We start from the raw sequence: 14,819 nt of genomic DNA, 5'->3' as shown, positions 1-14,819 counted from the left end.
ACGGATCAGCTCACCGGCTCGACGAGTTCCTCCCGTGCCTCGGGTGCGGCGACCCGGGTGGCGTCGGCGGCCTGGTCGTCGGGCTGGTTCTGCGACTCGCGCTCGGCCCGCACCCGAGCGCAGTAGCGCTGCACCTCGTCGGAGACGCGTTGCTCGTCCCAGTTCAGCTCCTCCCCGATCAGTCGCGCCACCTGCTCGGCGCACTCCGTCCCCCGGTGCGGGTACTCGAACGAGATCCGGGTCCGGCGGGTCAGCACGTCCTCCAGGTGCAGCGCCGCCTCGTTGCGCACCGCGTAGACCACCTCGGCCCTGAGGTAGTTGGGAGCTTCGTCGATCGGTTTCAGCAGCTCGGGGCGTTGCTCGCCCAGCGCGAGCACCTCGTGGACCATCGAGCCGTACCGGTCGAGCAGATGGCGTACCCGGTGGGGGTGCAGACCGTGGGCGGCCGCGATCTGGTCGATCTGGTTGACCAGCGCGTGGTAGCCGTCGGCCCCCAGCAGCGGCACCTTGTCGGTGATGGACTCGGCCATCCGGCCCGAGACGTCGTTGGCGACGGCGTCCACCGCGTCCTTGGCCATGACCCGGTAGGTGGTGTACTTGCCGCCCGCGATCGCGACCAGTCCGGGGGCCACCCTGGCCACGGCGTGCTCCCTGGAGAGCTTCGAGGTGTCGTCGCTCTCACCGGCGAGCAGGGGGCGCAGGCCCGCGTAGACCCCCTCGATGTCCGAGTGGGTCAGCGGCGTGGCCAGCACGGTGTTGACGTGTTCGAGTATGTAGTCGATGTCCTTCTTGGTGGCGGCCGGGTGCGCCAGGTCGAGGTTCCAGTCGGTGTCGGTGGTTCCGATGATCCAGTGGTTGCCCCACGGGATGACGAACAGCACGGACTTCTCGGTGCGCAGGATGAGGCCGCTGTCGGAGACGATCCGGTCGCGGGAGACGACCACGTGCACACCCTTGCTGGCCCGCACCCGGAAACGTCCCCGGCCTCCGGAGAGCCGTTGCAGCTCGTCGGTCCACACCCCGGTCGCGTTGATCACCGCCTGGGCGCGGACCTCGGTCTCCCTGCCGTCGTCGACGTCACGCAGCCGCGCCCCGGCCACCCGGTCGGCCTCGTGCAGGAAGTCGACCACCTGGGTCGAGGTGCGGACCACGGCCCCGTAGCGTGCGGCGGTGCGGGCCACGGTCATGGTGTGCCTGGCGTCGTCGGCCTGGGCGTCGTAGTAGCGGATTCCGCCGATCATGGCGTCCCGCTTGAGCGCGGGCACCATCCGCTGTGCCCCGGCGCGTGTGAGGTGCTTCTGCCCGGGCACGGAGCGTGCCCCGCCCATGCGGTCGTAGAGCAGCAACCCGGCGGCGGTGTAGGGACGTTCCCAGATCCGGTGGGTCAGCGGGTAGAGGAAGCTCACCGGTTTGACCAGGTGCGGCGCCAGCCGGTTGAGCATCAGTTCCCGTTCGTGCAGGGCCTCGCGCACCAGGGAGAACTCGAGTTGTTCCAGGTAGCGCAGCCCGCCGTGGAAGAGTTTGCTGGACCGGCTGGACGTTCCCGAGGCCAGGTCGCGCGCTTCGACCAGCGCCACGCGCAGCCCCCGCGTGGCGGCGTCCAGCGCGACGCCGGCTCCGGTGACTCCGCCACCGATGACGACGACGTCGAACTCCTCGTCGCCGAGCCGTCGCCAGTTCTCCTCGTGCTCCTCGGGGCCGATCTTGCCCTGCTGTCCGGCGGTTTCCGGTTTGTCACTGGACACCTGTGTCCTCCTCGCTCGTTTCGCAGCCCACCGCCGAGGAAGGCGGAACGGCTCACCGCGAGTGCACCCGACAGCGGTCATGATGCCGGATGAACACGCCGCGCGCGTGGTGTGCGCCGTCCGGCGGCGGGAGGGGTCAGCCGGCTCTGCGCACCGTGGCCCCTCTGTTGCGCAGCACCTCGACCTCGGCATCCGGGGTCTTCGAGTCGACGATCACCGTGTCGAAGCGCTCCGCCGGCGCCACCGCGTGCAGGGCGCGTCTGCGGAACTTGGTGTGGTCGACGTAGAGCACGCACCGGCTTGCCGAGGCGAGCATGGCCTTTTTGAGCTGCACCATTTCCTGTTGCGGATAGAAACAGACACCGTCTGTCACGGCGGAGACGGACATGATCGCCAGATCCACCCGCATTCCGCGGAGCGCGTCCAGCGCCATGCCCCCGACGAAGGCGTCCGCCCACGGCAGGAAGTCGCCTCCGACGCAGATCAGGTGAATTCCCTGCTGTCCGGCGAGCTCTCCGAACACTCCGCGGTGGTTGGTCACCACGGTCAGCGGTGCGCGGTCCGGAAGCAGCCTGGCCAGGTACACGCCCGTGGTGGAGTCGTCGAGCATCAGTGCCTGGCCGGGTTCGACGAGGTCGATCGCGGCTTTGGCGAGTTCGGTCTTCTCGGCTTCGTTCTGCTGCATCCGGTACTCGGAGGCGGCCTCGTACAGCAACGAGGACGCGGCCGAGACGTATCCCCGGTTGCGGTGGACGAGTCCCTGGGACTCCAGTTCCGCCAGGTCCCGGTACACGGTCATCGCGCTGGCGTCCACGGTCGTGATCAGGTCGTCGATGCGCAGGGTTCCCTCGGCCATGACCAGTTCGGTGATCCTGCGTCTGCGGTCCTGCTGGCGTCCGGACGGTCGCCTGCCCTGCGTGGCCATCGTCATCCCTCTCGTGCCACTCCTGCTACACGGACAGCTGCCATCCTCTACCGCCTCCGAAGTGCCCCTCCGCCGTGTGGCTCGACCCGCCCGACGCCGGGGAGTTCCGCCGGACACCCCGATTGAATCACCTGAACCGATAAAAACATCAATGTGAGGTTATTGCAATGTTTATTTTCACAGGTCTAGTGTGACCCAATCTTCCGTCAAGCTGCACCCGCAGTTATCACCCGAAGGAGGTAGTAGCGGTGCGGTGGCACGAAACACACGGAACTCCCGCCCGGCGGGAGCGGAGACCGGCACCCGGCGGGGTGTCGGGTGACAGCGTTGGAGGTTCGAGATGAACGCGGGCACGATCTTCATCTACGAGCTGCTCGGCACCGCCACGTTGACCCTGCTCGGCTGCGGGGTCGTCGCGAACGTGACCCTGCGCGACACCCTCGGCAACAGTGGGGGATGGCTGCTGGTCAACTTCGGCTGGGGCTTCGCCGTGTTCGCGGGCGCGAGCATCGCCGCCCCCACCGGGGCGCACATCAACCCGGCCGTGACCTTCGGACTGGCCGTGAACGGGCAGCTCGACTGGGCCGACGTGCCGGTCTACCTGGTGGCGCAGGTGATCGGTGGTGCTCTCGGCGCCGTGGTCTGCTGGCTGGCCTACAAACTGCAGTTCGACACGCACGACGACCCGGCGAACACGCTGGGCATCTTCTCCACCGGCCCCACGGTCCGCAGCGGCCCGTGGAACCTGGTCACCGAGATCATCGGCACCTTCGTGCTGGTGTTCTGGATCCTGCTCAGCCCCGGGGCCTCCGCCGGGCCGAACGGCATTCCCGAGTTCGGCAACGCCGCGCTGGGCTACGCCGCCGTGGCGTTCATCGTGATCGGTATCGGAAGCTCACTCGGTGGACCCACCGGGTACGCGATCAACCCCGCGCGGGATCTCGGACCGCGCGTGGCCTACTCGCTGTTGCCCATCCGGGGCAAGGGTTCCGCGGACTGGGGCTACGCCTGGGTGCCGATCGTCGGCCCCCTCGTGGGTGGGGCACTGGCCGGAGGGCTGGCGCTGGCGCTGCCCACCGTCTGACCGCGCGAGCGCGGGAGCCGGCGGTGCCGGAGACCGCGCCGCTCCGGGTGGTCGGGGATCCGGCCGGGAATCCCGGAAGCACGTTCTGCCCGCCCGTCGTGGAACGGGCATTCTCGGATCCGACACCGTCGTATCCGTCCGACACGCGTCGTTTGGAAGGTAGTGAAGAGCATGGCCTCCTACATCGCAGCCATCGACCAGGGGACCACCTCGACCCGGTGCATCGTCTTCGACCACGCCGGACAGGTGGTCGCGGTCGACCAGGTGGAACACCGGCAGATCCTGCCCCGGGCCGGATGGGTCGAACACGATCCGATGGAGATCTGGACCAACACCAGGCAGGTGTGCGCGGGAGCCCTGGCCAAGGCCGATCTGGTGCTGTCCGACATAGCCGCCGTCGGGATCACCAACCAGCGGGAGACCACCGTGGTGTGGGACCGCCACACCGGGGAACCGGTCTACAACGCGATCGTGTGGCAGGACACCCGCACCGACGGCATCGTCAGCGAGCTGGGTCGGGGCGAGGGCGGGCAGAACCGCTACCAGTCCCGGACCGGCCTGCCGCTGGCCACCTACTTCTCCGGGCCCAAGATCCGCTGGATCCTGGACAACGTGGACGGTGCCCGGGACAGGGCCGAGCGGGGCGAGCTGATGTTCGGCACCATGGACACCTGGGTGCTGTGGAACTGCACCGGAGGCACCGACGGCGGGCTGCACGTCACCGACCCGACCAACGCCTCCCGCACCATGCTCATGGACCTGCGGACCCTGAGCTGGGATCCGGACATCTGCGCCGAGTTCGGCGTGCCCATGTCGATGCTGCCGGAGATACGCTCCTCCTCCGAGGTCTACGGCCACTTCAGGAGCAGGGGTGTGCTCGGCGGGCTGCCGATCTCGGGAATCCTGGGCGACCAGCAGGCCGCCACCTTCGGCCAGGCCTGCCTGACCCCCGGTGAGGCCAAGAACACCTACGGAACCGGCAACTTCCTGCTGCTCAACACCGGGACCGAGCCGGTGCTCAGCGAGAACGGGCTGGTCACCACGGTCGGGTACAAGATCGACGACAAGCCCACCGTGTACTGCCTGGAGGGCTCGATCGCCGTGACCGGCTCGCTGGTGCAGTGGCTGCGGGACAACATCGGACTGATCGGCAGCGCCCCCGAGATCGAACAACTGGCCTCCGAGGTCGAGGACAACGGAGGCGCCTACTTCGTGCCCGCCTTCTCCGGCCTGTTCGCTCCGCACTGGCGCTCGGACGCCCGCGGTGTGATCGCCGGACTGACCCGCTTCGTCAACCGCGGCCACCTGGCGCGGGCCGTGCTGGAGGCCACCGCCTTCCAGACCCGCGAGGTGGCCGAGGCGATGAACGTCGACTCCGGCGTGGACCTGAAGGCACTGAAGGTCGACGGCGGCATGGTCAACAACGAGCTGCTGATGCAGTTCCAGGCCGACATCCTCGGCGTCTCGGTCATCCGCCCGAAGGTCAACGAGACCACGGCGCTGGGAGCGGCCTACGCGGCGGGACTGGCCGTGGGCTTCTGGTCCGGGGAGAAGGACATCCGGGCCAACTGGGCCGAGGACAAGGTCTGGGAGCCGAAGATGTCCGAGCAGGTGCGTGAGCAGCAGTACCACGAGTGGCAGAAGGCCGTCACCAAGACCTTCGGCTGGGTCGAGGAGTGAGTCCACGCGGAGGGGACGGTCCGCGTGTGTGACGGCGGACGGTGTCGCACGGAAACCGGTGGGGCCCCGCGAGTGGGCGGGGCCCCACCGGGGCGTGTACCGTTCCGCCCGGAACCGGCCGGTTCCCGTGGGAACGGCGTCACGGACGCGAGGTGGGTATGCGACGGTATCCGTCCGGCGGACCGGCCTCCGGGCCGAACACGCTGTGCTTTCGGTGCGGGGGCTTCCGGAAGGTCAACGCACCTCGCCTGTACATGATCCAGGCGACCGAGGACACCCGCGCGGGGATGACCCTCGGGGAGTGGAGAACCTGCCCCGCCTGCCGTGGTTCGGGGCGGTTGAACGGGCTGACCCCTCCCGCGTGAGCAACGGTGTCGCCGGCTGGGAGTCCCTTCCTCAGCCGGGCAGCGCCGAGGCCCGCCACGCGTGCGGCCCCGGACGCAGCGGGCGACGTCCACCCGGGTAGCGCAGCGCGCTCGCCCGGTCGGCCCACACCGACATCCGGGCCGGGCCCCGAGCGGGCCGCTGTTGTCCGGCAGCGGCCAGCCCCGCCAGCGTCACCGTCAGCGCCGCGAGTTCGGCCTCGTCCGGGTTGCCCCGTTCGATCCGCAGCCACGGCCGTGCCGCACCGAGCTCCGGGGACTCGGCGACGCCCTCGACCTCCGGGGCGGCGGAACCATCCTCTGTCATCGCGTACCTCCGTGTGCGGGTTCTCCCGTCGGACGCGCCCGCCGGGAACGGGGAGCGGCGACGCCCGTGGGCCAGGCTGGCGGTCACGGGCGTCCCGGATTCTCCGTGGGTCACAGCGGGATGTTGCCGTGTTTCTTCGCGGGCAGCGACTCCCGCTTGTCACGCAGCATCCGCAGCGAACGTGCCAGATATCCCCTGGTGTGCGAAGGGGGGATGACCGAGTCCACATAGCCGCGTTCGGCGGCCACGTAGGGGTTGCACAGGGTGTCCTCGTACTCCTGCTGCAACCGCGCCCGCACCGCCTCGACGTCCTCCCCGCGCTCGGCGGCCTCGGAGAGCTGACGCCGGTAGAGGATGTTGGTGGCTCCCTGCGCGCCCATCACGGCGATCTCGGCGGTGGGCCAGGCGAGGTTGATGTCGGCTCCCAGGTGCTTGGAGCCCATCACGTCGTAGGCCCCGCCGTAGGCCTTGCGGGTGATCACGGTGGCCAACGGGACGGTGGCCTCGGCGTAGGCGTACAGCAGTTTGGCGCCGCGGCGGATGATCCCGTTCCACTCCTGGTCGGTTCCGGGAAGGAAGCCCGGGACGTCGACGAAGGTCACCACGGGGATGTTGAAGGAGTCGCAGGTGCGGACGAACCTGGCCGCCTTCTCGCTGGCCTCGATGTCCAGGGTTCCCGCCAGCTGGGTGGGCTGGTTGGCGACGATCCCCACGCTGTGGCCCTCGATGCGGCCGTAGCCGACCACGATGTTCGGGGCGAACAGCTTGTGCACCTCGCAGAACTCCCCGTCGTCCAGCACCCGGGTGAGGACCTCGTGGATGTCGTAGGGCTGGTTCGGGGAGTCGGGAACCAGGGTGTCCAGCTCGTGGTCGGAGTCGGTGAGCCCGTCGGCGACCGACCCCTGCTCGGCCGGTGTGTCCAGCACCGGCGGCTCCGTGAGGTTGTTCGAGGGCAGGAAGGACAGCAGCTCCTGCACGTAGGAGATGGCGTCCTCCTCGTCGGAGGCCATGTAGTGCGCGTTGCCGGACTTGGAGTTGTGCGAGTGCGCGCCCCCGAGCTCCTCGAAGCTGACGTCCTCGCCGGTGACGGTTTTGATCACGTCGGGTCCGGTGATGAACATGTGCGAGGTCTCGTTGACCATGACGGTGAAGTCGGTGATCGCCGGTGAGTACACCGCCCCGCCCGCGCAGGGGCCCATGATCAGCGAAATCTGCGGGATGACCCCGGAGGCGTGGGTGTTGCGTTTGAAGATCTCGGCGTAGAGGCCCAGCGCGACGACCCCCTCCTGGATGCGGGCTCCTCCGGAGTCGTTGATCCCGATCAAGGGGCACCCCGTCTTGAGGGCCAGGTCCATGACCTTGACGATCTTCTCGCCGAAGACCTCGCCGAGCGAACCGCCGAACACGGTGAAGTCCTGCGAGAACACGCACACCCGACGTCCGTCCACGGTGCCGTATCCGGTCACGACCCCGTCGCCGTAGGGGCGGGAGGCGTCCATCCCGAAGTTCGTCGACCTGTGCCTGGCGTGCTCGTCCAGCTCGACGAAGGAACCCTCGTCGAGCAGCATGTCGATCCGTTCGCGCGCGGTCTTCTTGCCTTTGGCGTGTTGCTTCTCCACCGCGCGTTCGGAGCCGGCGTGTACGGCCTCGAAATTGCGTCGATACAGGTCGGCCAGTTTCCCGGCCGTGGTGTGGATGTCCGGCTCGCCGGTGGGCGGTTCACCGATCGGTTCGGTCGCACTGCTCATGCCCGGCAGCCTAGCCAGGGGCGGTGGCATCCCACGAAGAGGTCGCCGGTGACACGTGTCACCCGTGCTGAGCGGCGGGCGGTCTCCCGTTCGGGGATGCCGCGCGAGCACCTAATCTGGTCGCATGACGAGCCCGCCCCCGCTGGACGCCGACGCGCTGCGCGCGCGTCTGGTCGAGAACGGACCGTACACCGCGCTCGACGTGGTGACCGTGACCGGTTCGACCAACACCGACCTGGTCGCCGCGGCCAACTCCGGCGCGGCCGACCGGACGGTGCTGGTCGCCGAGGAGCAGCAGGCCGGGCGGGGCAGGATGCGGCGTTCCTGGGTCTCGCCGCGGCACTACGGTTTGCACGTGAGTGTGCTGCTGCGGCCGGTGGTGGCCGCCCACTCGGCGTTGTCCTGGGTGCCGCTGCTGGCGGGCACGGCGCTGGCCGAGACGGTACGCGAGACCACCGGCCTGGACGCGGTGCTCAAGTGGCCCAACGACCTGCTGCTCGGCCACCAGCGCAAGGCCGCCGGCATCCTGGCCGACGCCGTGTCCACCATGGACGGGATGGCCGTGGTGCTCGGCATGGGGGTCAATGTGCACCACGAGCCCTCCGACCTGCCCGAGAGCGCGGGAGGGCTTCCCGCGACCTCGCTGGCGGCCGAGGGCGTGAAGGTCGACCGGACGGAACTGCTGGCCACCCTGCTGGAACGGCTCTCCCGGGCCGAGTACCAGTGGCGGACCGGGGCCACCGACGGGGTGGAGCGCGGACTGCTCGAACGCTACAGGGCACTGTGCTCCACGCTCGGGATGCGGGTGCGGGTGGAACTGGGAGGAAGCCGGGTGCTCGAAGGCACGGCACGGGACGTGGACGAACACGGAAGGCTCGTGGTGCGCGGCAGGGACGGGGTGCGCACCCCCCTCTCGGCCGGTGACGTGGTGCACCTGCGCCCGGCGGAGAGCTGATCGGTGACGAAGACCCGTACGACTCGGGAACCCCGGGGGAGGACCGGTACGGTGATCGGTGCTCGCTGCGGACCCGACAGGGAGGGGACCCATGGCCTACCCCGACGATCTCCTCGGCGAGGGGGAGCACGTGCTGCTGCACCGGCACCCGCACTGGAAGACACTGTGCGGCCCGTTCGCCGCGCTCGTGCTCCTCGTCGGTGCGGGCGGGTGGCTCGCCGTGGCGGCCGCGCCCGGCTCGTGGTGGTTCCCGCTGCCGTGGGTCCTCCTCGGGCTCGGCGGGGTGCTGCTGCTCTGGCTGGTGCTGGCTCCGCTGGCGCGCTGGGGGACGACCCACTTCGTCGTCACCAGCCACCGGCTGATGATCCGTGAGGGAGTGCTCACCCGCTCCGGGGTGCACATCCCGGTGGCGCGGATCAACAGCGTGCAGTCCCGCCGGAGTCTGCTGGACCGGATCCTGGGCAGCGGGACGCTGATCGTCGAGTCGGCTTCGGACGAACCGCTGGAGTTCGAGGACGTGCCCGGGATCGACCGGTTCCAGTCCCTGCTCCACGGCGCGGTCGACGACGAGTCCCACGGCGAGCGGTTCGGTGGCTGAACGCCCCGGTCCGGTCAAGCCGGCCCTCGCCGCGGGCGCAGCGGCCGAAGAACACCAGCCGGGTGCCCGTTCGCCCGAGTACCCCACGGCCCGACAGGGCACTGCCGGCGGCGGAAGGAGAGTTGTATGGGTGTGCGCGAAATCGGTCTTCCCGAGGTCACACGCTCCCCGGAACCCGGTGTTCCGGAGCGGGTGACCATCTGGGAGGTCGGTCCCAGGGACGGGTTGCAGAACGAGAGCGACGTGGTGCCCTCGGAGACCAAGCTCGAATTCCTCAACCGGCTCAACGCGGCGGGTCTTCCGGTCATCGAGACCACGAGTTTCGTCCACCCGGAGTGGGTGCCGCAGCTGGCGGACGCCGCCGAGGTGCTCGACGGACTGTCCCGCAAACCGGGGGTGCGTTACCCGGTTCTGGTTCCCAACGAACGCGGTCTGCACCGGGCCCTGCAGGCGGGTGTGGAGGACGTGGCGATCTTCGCCTCGGCCACCGACAGTTTCGCCCGTCGCAACCTCAACAGGCCGGTCGAGGAGCAGTTCGAGATGTTCCACCCCGTCGTCCGCAGGGCGGTCTCGGCCGGGCTGCGCGTGCGCGGCTACCTCTCGATGGTCTTCGGGGACCCGTGGGAGGGGCCCGTGGCCGTCGACCAGGTGGTCAACACGGGCAAACGGCTGCTGGAGATGGGGTGTGACCAGCTCTCGCTCGGCGACACCATCGGGGTGGCCACCCCGGGCCGGGTGGAGACCGTGCTGCGGGCCTTCGTCGCCGAGGGCGTGTCCGTCGACCGGCTCGCGGTGCACTTCCACGACACCTACGGCCAGGCCCTGGCGAACACCTACGCCGCGCTGCGCCAGGGTGTGTCCACCGTCGACGCCTCGGCGGGTGGTCTCGGCGGATGTCCCTACGCCGCCTCGGCCACCGGGAACCTGGCCACGGAGGACCTGGTGTGGATGCTGGACGGACTGGGTGTCGAGCACGGTGTCGACCTGAAGATGCTGGTGGACACCAGCACGTGGATGGCGGAACGGCTCGGCAAACCCAGCCCCTCCGCCGTGGTCAGGGCACTGGCGCTGTGAGTCCGGCGGAACGGAGGCGCCCGCCCGCCGCGACGCTACACACGGTCGAGGGGGCCCCGCTGCTGCTGTGGTGGTTTCCCACTCCGTTGCTGACGGTCTCCTCGGCGGTGTACGGCGGTGGGCTGGGAACGCGTCACTGGGTGCTCAACGCGACCGTGCCCAGCGGTTACGACCGGCCCGACCCGGAGGGGCACGTGGCCGAGATCGCCGGGGAACTGGGACTGGACGGCGCGGGCAGCGGTCTGCTGACCGCTGTGGACGTGCGCCACGAGGTGACGGCCACGGACTCCGGGGTCCGGGCCGGCGTGACCACCGGTGTGGGCCAGCCGGTCTGGGCGGCCCACGAGGGGGCAGAGCTCACACCCTCCGGGGTCCACGTCCCGGGCACCATCAACGCGGTGTGTTTCTGCCCCGTGCGTCTGAAGGAGTCGGCACTGGTCAACCTGGTGGCCACCGTGGCCGAGGCCAAGACCCAGGCGCTGGTGGAGGCCGGGGTTCCCGGCACGGGAACCTGCACCGACGCCACCGTGGTGGTGTGCCCGGCCGACGGTGACCCGGAATCGTACGGAGGTCCGCGTTCGGCGGTGGGCGCCCCGCTGGCGCGGGCCGTGCACCGTGCGGTGAGCGAGGGCCTGCGTGTGGACGGTCCCGGCAGAAGCTGAACGAACCCCTTTTTCGGACGGGCCCGGGGCTGCCGTGGAACCGCGTCGGCCTCGGGCACGTCCGAGAAGCGACACGTCGCACCCGTCGTGCCCCCACCGGGTGGCAGGGTCGTGGGAGGAAGGTGAGTGCCCGTGAGCACCGAGCACCGGGCGCGGGTCGAGGAACTGGTCGCCGACTACCGCAGGAGTCGTGAACGCGTCGCCGAGCTGAAGGCGGAGCTGGCCACGTTGGAGGAGACGGTGAGCAGTGAGCGGGCCACCGTGTCGGTCACCGTCGGTTCCGGCGGAGCGCTGCGTGACCTGTGGCTGTCCGACCGGGCCTACCAGCAGCACCGCCCCGCCGAGCTGGCCGAGCTGATCCTGCGCCTGGCGGGCACGGCAGCGGAGCGGGCGGCCCGCCGTGCCGACGAGGTCGTCGCCGAGGCACTGCCTCCCGGATCCGATCCGGCGGCCCTGCGCGGACGCCCCCCGGAGATCCCCGTCGCGACCGCGGGGCGGCGAAGCACACGGCCGGCCGGGGACGAGGACGCCGAGGAACCGGAGGAGCACCACCAGCGCAGCTGGTTGCGGGACTGAGCGAGAACGGAACGGAGCGGTGATGAACGGATTCCGTGGCGATCTCCGGCGGCTCACGGAGCAGTCCGGGGCCTTCGAGGAACACGCGGCGACCGCGCGCGGGATCGCGGCCGAACTGCGCGAGGCGCTCGAACGGACCGGGGACTGTTGGGGAACCGACGAGGCGGGCACCCGGTTCGCCGAGCTCCACCTCCCCGGGACGCGACGTGCTCTGGACACTGTGGACGAACTGTCCGAACGGCTCGGTGCGCTGGGCGGGAAGTTCGCCCACACCGCCGGGGAGTACGACCGGGCCGACGAGGACGCCTCGGCCGGGTTGCGGGCCGTGGACGGGGCTCAGCGGGGACGGGAGTGAGTCGGTTGGGGATCGAACTGCCCCCCGAACTGCGCGAGGTCGCCGAGCGCACCGGAACGCACTGGCCGGAGGCCGACGAGGACGCCATGCGGGAGGCCGCCCGTGCCTGGCGCACGGCGGCCGAGTCACTGGCGGCGCTGGCGCGGGCCTCGGACGCCTCCGCCCAGCGGGCCCTGGCCGCCTTCGAGGGGGAGGCGAGTCGGGCGGCCCGCCGGGAGTGGGACGGTTTCGTGGACCCGGACTCCGGCCGTCTGCCGGTGTGCGTGCGTGAGTGCACCGCCGCGGCGGACCGCCTGGAACACGCGGCGGGACAGGTGGGTGCGGCCAAGCTCCGGATCGTGCGGGAGCTGGTCGCGTTGGCCAAGCAACTCGACGTCGCCGAGAACACGGCGGCGGGACCGGGAGTCGATGCGGAGGTGCGGGCGCTCACCGACGCCACGGCCACCAACGTCGCCGAACTCAACCACACCCTGGTCCGTGCGGTGGACCGTGACGGCGGGGTGACGGTGGAGGCGGTGGACTCGCCGGTGTCCGGACGGGCGGGGGCCGACGCCGGTGCTCCGGATCCGGGGATTGTCGAGACGGTTCGGGACGAGGCCGAAGACCCCCTGTCGGCAGGGGGAGATCGGCCCGCCGGGGAGGGAGTCGTACGGACGGTGGGGGAAGCCGCCGGAGTCTCGTCCGAGGTGCCCTCCCAGTCCGTGACAGAGGAGGCCGGACTCCGGCCGCTTCCCGTGGGGGACGACCAGCCCCCTGCCACTCCGGCCGAGGCGGCCGATCCCGGGTCCACGTCCGGGGAGCAGCCGGAGGCTCCCGCTCGGGAGGCGACGGGGCCGGTGGCGCCGGAGACCGTGCGGGCGGCCGAACAGGGGAGGGACGAAGCAGATCCCGACACGGGACCGATTCCCACCCCCGGCGGCCGAGAGGATGTCCCCTCCGGAGGGGATCCGCGGACCACGCCCGGCGCGATGCACCAGGCGTGGGCCGCGCCCCAGGGCTCCGAGGCCGCCCCCGCGCCTCGCGCCGGTGGCCCCGTGGTGGGCGGCGGAGCACCCGCCCAACCCGGGCAGCAGGCACCGCCCCCTCCTCCGCCGAACCAGCCGTACGCGGGTGGTCCCGCACGCCCGCAACCCGGCGTGACCGGGGCGGCACCGGGGGGAGGACGTGTTCCCTTCCCACCGGGAGTGGTGGCAGGCCCTCCGCAGCCCCCACGCGGTTTCCCACCGGGTACCGCGCATCCCGCACACGGCGGGGGCGCCGGGCCGTACGCCGGACCCCCGGTGGCGGGCGGTCCCCAGCCGCCGCCCGCGTCGCAGCAGGGGGGCGGGCAGCGTCCGCTGCGGGACAACGAGCGGGAGTCCGCCGTGGTCGCCTTCGTGCTGCACCAGTTCCCCATCGGACACATGCCGGTGGCCCACCAGCGTCCGAACAGACAGTGGTCCGCTGTCCCCGAACAGCGCGAGCAGCGACCGCCGTGCTTCCCTGTCGGGGACCATCCGAGGGAGGACCTGGTCCGGCGGGCGATGTTCTCCGCACGTGGCGGCCGGACGCGGCCGGGGCGCGGAACCGCCTCCGAGGCCGGGGTTCCGGAGGAACTGCTGGAGGGCTACGAACCGTTCGGTGTGGACCCGGGACTGAGCGAGTACGAGTGGGAGCTGCGGTACCTGCCGCCCGTTCCCGAGGGGACACCGGTATCGTACGACTGGCCCGCCCGGCACGGTTTCCCGGAGAACGGTTCGGACGAGGCGGTTCCGCTCGTGCTGGAACCGGGAACCACGCTCGACCGCATCGGGGACGAGTACGGCAGGGTGTTGGCTCCGGAGGGCACGCTCTTCGCCCGGCGTTCGCTTCCCCCCGAGTTCACGCGTCGCGACTACCGGCGCTACCGGGTGGTGGCTCCGTTGCCGGTGTGGCGGGTGCTTTCCGTGGGCTGGTTCGAACAGCCCGGCGCGGGGGTGCGTTACCGTGCCACGCACCCTGTCGTCGAACTGCTCGCCTGCGGCCTGCTGGCCGAACTCGACGGGGAGGAGCCGGATCCCGCAGTGGGGCACGCGGAGGGCGACACCCTCCGGATCCGCGTCGAGGACCGGGCACACGTGCCGGAGGAGGAGCACGCCGTGGACGAGTCGGATCGGGGGGCTGGATGAACACCGAGTCCGTTGCCGGATGGCTGGAGGCGATGGGCGTTCCCGCGCGGGTGGTCTCGCTGGGCGCGGAGGCGGACGACGCGTGGTGTCTGCTGCGTGGGGAGTCCGAGGGGCAGCCGGTCTGGGACGTGTTCTGGAGGGAGCAGGGCAACCGCTACGACTGGGCCCGGTTCACCTCCGAGCAGGTCGCCTGTTTCTATCTGTTCGGGCGGCTGACCTGGACCCAGGCACTGCGCGGTGTGGTGGGCCCGCTCGACACCGGAAGCACCCCGCCCCGGGGGATTCCGGTGTCCGAGGGTGCGGCCGAGGCCACCGGGGACGTTCCCGCTGTGGGCAACACCGCCGGAAGTCCACCCACCGGAACTCCCGCACCGGGTGGTGAGGCCGGGGGGCCACCGGCCTCCGGCGCCGAGCGGGAAAAGGCGGGCGGCTGAGCGGGCTCTCCCGAGCCCCGGTCGTGTCCGTACCGGTCGCCGGTTCCTGCTCCAGGCGAGGCGTTCCCTCATGCGCAACTCGTGCGCAGATTTCTTGGATATGGCCGTTTGTGGATCTCTGCATCACATACGTCTCCGAGCTCCTT

The 14,819-nt window shown here is 70.6% G+C and carries 14 protein-coding genes and 1 pseudogene; 11 read left to right on the top strand and 4 right to left on the bottom strand.

The window, feature by feature from the left end; genetic code table 11:
• Nucleotides 1-5: 5 nt before the first annotated feature.
• Both glpD and ACTMO_RS0114640 read right to left on the bottom strand, forming a co-directional pair.
• Entirely contained in the window at nt 6-1,745 is a 1,740-nt protein-coding gene (glpD, locus tag ACTMO_RS0114645; RefSeq protein ID WP_019855438.1) for a glycerol-3-phosphate dehydrogenase, read from the bottom strand.
• A 136-nt stretch (nt 1,746-1,881) separates the two neighbouring features.
• Nucleotides 1,882-2,676, bottom strand: coding sequence for a DeoR/GlpR family DNA-binding transcription regulator (locus tag ACTMO_RS0114640; RefSeq protein ID WP_019855437.1), 795 nt, complete (start codon nt 2,674-2,676; stop codon nt 1,882-1,884).
• 334 nt (nt 2,677-3,010) lie between these two features.
• Between ACTMO_RS0114640 and ACTMO_RS0114635 the strand changes: the two genes are divergently transcribed.
• The 3 genes from ACTMO_RS0114635 (at nt 3,011) to ACTMO_RS22475 (ending at nt 5,799) form a co-directional block, all read left to right on the top strand.
• Nucleotides 3,011-3,754 carry an MIP/aquaporin family protein gene (locus ACTMO_RS0114635; RefSeq protein WP_019855436.1) on the top strand — a complete coding sequence of 248 codons (744 nt, stop codon included), beginning with the start codon at nt 3,011-3,013 and terminating at the stop codon, nt 3,752-3,754.
• A 171-nt stretch (nt 3,755-3,925) separates the two neighbouring features.
• On the top strand, nt 3,926-5,434 hold the full coding sequence (gene glpK, locus ACTMO_RS0114630) for a glycerol kinase GlpK (RefSeq protein ID WP_019855435.1): 1,509 nt from the start codon (nt 3,926-3,928) through the stop codon (nt 5,432-5,434).
• 158 nt (nt 5,435-5,592) lie between these two features.
• Nucleotides 5,593-5,799, top strand: coding sequence for a hypothetical protein (locus ACTMO_RS22475; RefSeq protein WP_084792145.1), 207 nt, complete (start codon nt 5,593-5,595; stop codon nt 5,797-5,799).
• Between the two features lie 31 nt (nt 5,800-5,830).
• Here ACTMO_RS22475 and ACTMO_RS0114625 read toward each other — a convergent pair whose 3' ends face one another.
• Both ACTMO_RS0114625 and ACTMO_RS0114620 read right to left on the bottom strand, forming a co-directional pair.
• Complete coding sequence (locus tag ACTMO_RS0114625; RefSeq protein WP_051099314.1) at nt 5,831-6,124, bottom strand: acyl-CoA carboxylase subunit epsilon; 294 nt, start codon at nt 6,122-6,124, stop codon at nt 5,831-5,833.
• Between the two features lie 110 nt (nt 6,125-6,234).
• Nucleotides 6,235-7,872 (bottom strand): acyl-CoA carboxylase subunit beta, encoded by a 1,638-nt coding sequence (locus ACTMO_RS0114620; protein WP_019855433.1) that lies wholly within the window; start codon nt 7,870-7,872, stop codon nt 6,235-6,237.
• A gap of 124 nt (nt 7,873-7,996) precedes the next feature.
• Between ACTMO_RS0114620 and ACTMO_RS0114615 the strand changes: the two genes are divergently transcribed.
• The 8 genes and pseudogenes from ACTMO_RS0114615 to ACTMO_RS24125 all read left to right on the top strand — a co-directional run.
• Complete coding sequence (locus ACTMO_RS0114615; protein ID WP_019855432.1) at nt 7,997-8,827, top strand: biotin--[acetyl-CoA-carboxylase] ligase; 831 nt, start codon at nt 7,997-7,999, stop codon at nt 8,825-8,827.
• 91 nt (nt 8,828-8,918) lie between these two features.
• Nucleotides 8,919-9,425, top strand: coding sequence for a PH domain-containing protein (locus tag ACTMO_RS0114610; protein WP_019855431.1), 507 nt, complete (start codon nt 8,919-8,921; stop codon nt 9,423-9,425).
• A 126-nt stretch (nt 9,426-9,551) separates the two neighbouring features.
• A complete protein-coding gene (locus tag ACTMO_RS0114605; protein WP_019855430.1) occupies nt 9,552-10,499 on the top strand; it encodes a hydroxymethylglutaryl-CoA lyase in 948 nt (315 codons plus the stop codon).
• The gene (locus tag ACTMO_RS0114600; RefSeq protein ID WP_019855429.1) at nt 10,496-11,161 is read left to right on the top strand and encodes an adenosylcobinamide amidohydrolase; all 666 of its coding nucleotides are present in this window, start codon (nt 10,496-10,498) and stop codon (nt 11,159-11,161) included. Before ACTMO_RS0114605 ends, ACTMO_RS0114600 begins: the two co-directional genes overlap by 4 nt.
• A gap of 132 nt (nt 11,162-11,293) precedes the next feature.
• Complete coding sequence (locus ACTMO_RS0114595) at nt 11,294-11,737, top strand: YbaB/EbfC family nucleoid-associated protein (RefSeq protein ID WP_033401966.1); 444 nt, start codon at nt 11,294-11,296, stop codon at nt 11,735-11,737.
• A gap of 22 nt (nt 11,738-11,759) precedes the next feature.
• On the top strand, nt 11,760-12,092 hold the full coding sequence (locus tag ACTMO_RS0114590; protein ID WP_019855427.1) for a hypothetical protein: 333 nt from the start codon (nt 11,760-11,762) through the stop codon (nt 12,090-12,092).
• Nucleotides 12,089-14,239 (top strand): glycohydrolase toxin TNT-related protein, encoded by a 2,151-nt coding sequence (locus tag ACTMO_RS22015; RefSeq protein WP_211212967.1) that lies wholly within the window; start codon nt 12,089-12,091, stop codon nt 14,237-14,239. Before ACTMO_RS0114590 ends, ACTMO_RS22015 begins: the two co-directional genes overlap by 4 nt.
• Nucleotides 14,236-14,505 (top strand): annotated as a pseudogene (locus ACTMO_RS24125) (hypothetical protein); the annotation flags it as partial. The gene ACTMO_RS22015 and the pseudogene ACTMO_RS24125, both read left to right, overlap by 4 nt.
• Nucleotides 14,506-14,819: the final 314 nt, after the last annotated feature.

This window comes from Actinopolyspora mortivallis DSM 44261, from assembly GCF_000384035.1.
In the GTDB taxonomy this organism is placed as follows: domain Bacteria; phylum Actinomycetota; class Actinomycetes; order Mycobacteriales; family Pseudonocardiaceae; genus Actinopolyspora; species Actinopolyspora mortivallis.
This window is presented reverse-complemented; position numbering and strand designations above follow the sequence as displayed.

Coding starts and splice junctions, on each gene's coding strand:
- ACTMO_RS0114640 (WP_019855437.1), bottom strand. CDS start 2,676: ATGACGATGGCCACGCAGGGCAGGCGACCGTCCGGACGCCAGCAGGAC.
- ACTMO_RS0114635 (WP_019855436.1), top strand. CDS start 3,011: ATGAACGCGGGCACGATCTTCATCTACGAGCTGCTCGGCACCGCCACG.
- glpK (WP_019855435.1), top strand. CDS start 3,926: ATGGCCTCCTACATCGCAGCCATCGACCAGGGGACCACCTCGACCCGG.
- ACTMO_RS22475 (WP_084792145.1), top strand. CDS start 5,593: ATGCGACGGTATCCGTCCGGCGGACCGGCCTCCGGGCCGAACACGCTG.
- ACTMO_RS0114625 (WP_051099314.1), bottom strand. CDS start 6,124: ATGACAGAGGATGGTTCCGCCGCCCCGGAGGTCGAGGGCGTCGCCGAG.
- ACTMO_RS0114620 (WP_019855433.1), bottom strand. CDS start 7,872: ATGAGCAGTGCGACCGAACCGATCGGTGAACCGCCCACCGGCGAGCCG.
- ACTMO_RS0114615 (WP_019855432.1), top strand. CDS start 7,997: ATGACGAGCCCGCCCCCGCTGGACGCCGACGCGCTGCGCGCGCGTCTG.
- ACTMO_RS0114610 (WP_019855431.1), top strand. CDS start 8,919: ATGGCCTACCCCGACGATCTCCTCGGCGAGGGGGAGCACGTGCTGCTG.
- ACTMO_RS0114605 (WP_019855430.1), top strand. CDS start 9,552: ATGGGTGTGCGCGAAATCGGTCTTCCCGAGGTCACACGCTCCCCGGAA.
- ACTMO_RS0114590 (WP_019855427.1), top strand. CDS start 11,760: ATGAACGGATTCCGTGGCGATCTCCGGCGGCTCACGGAGCAGTCCGGG.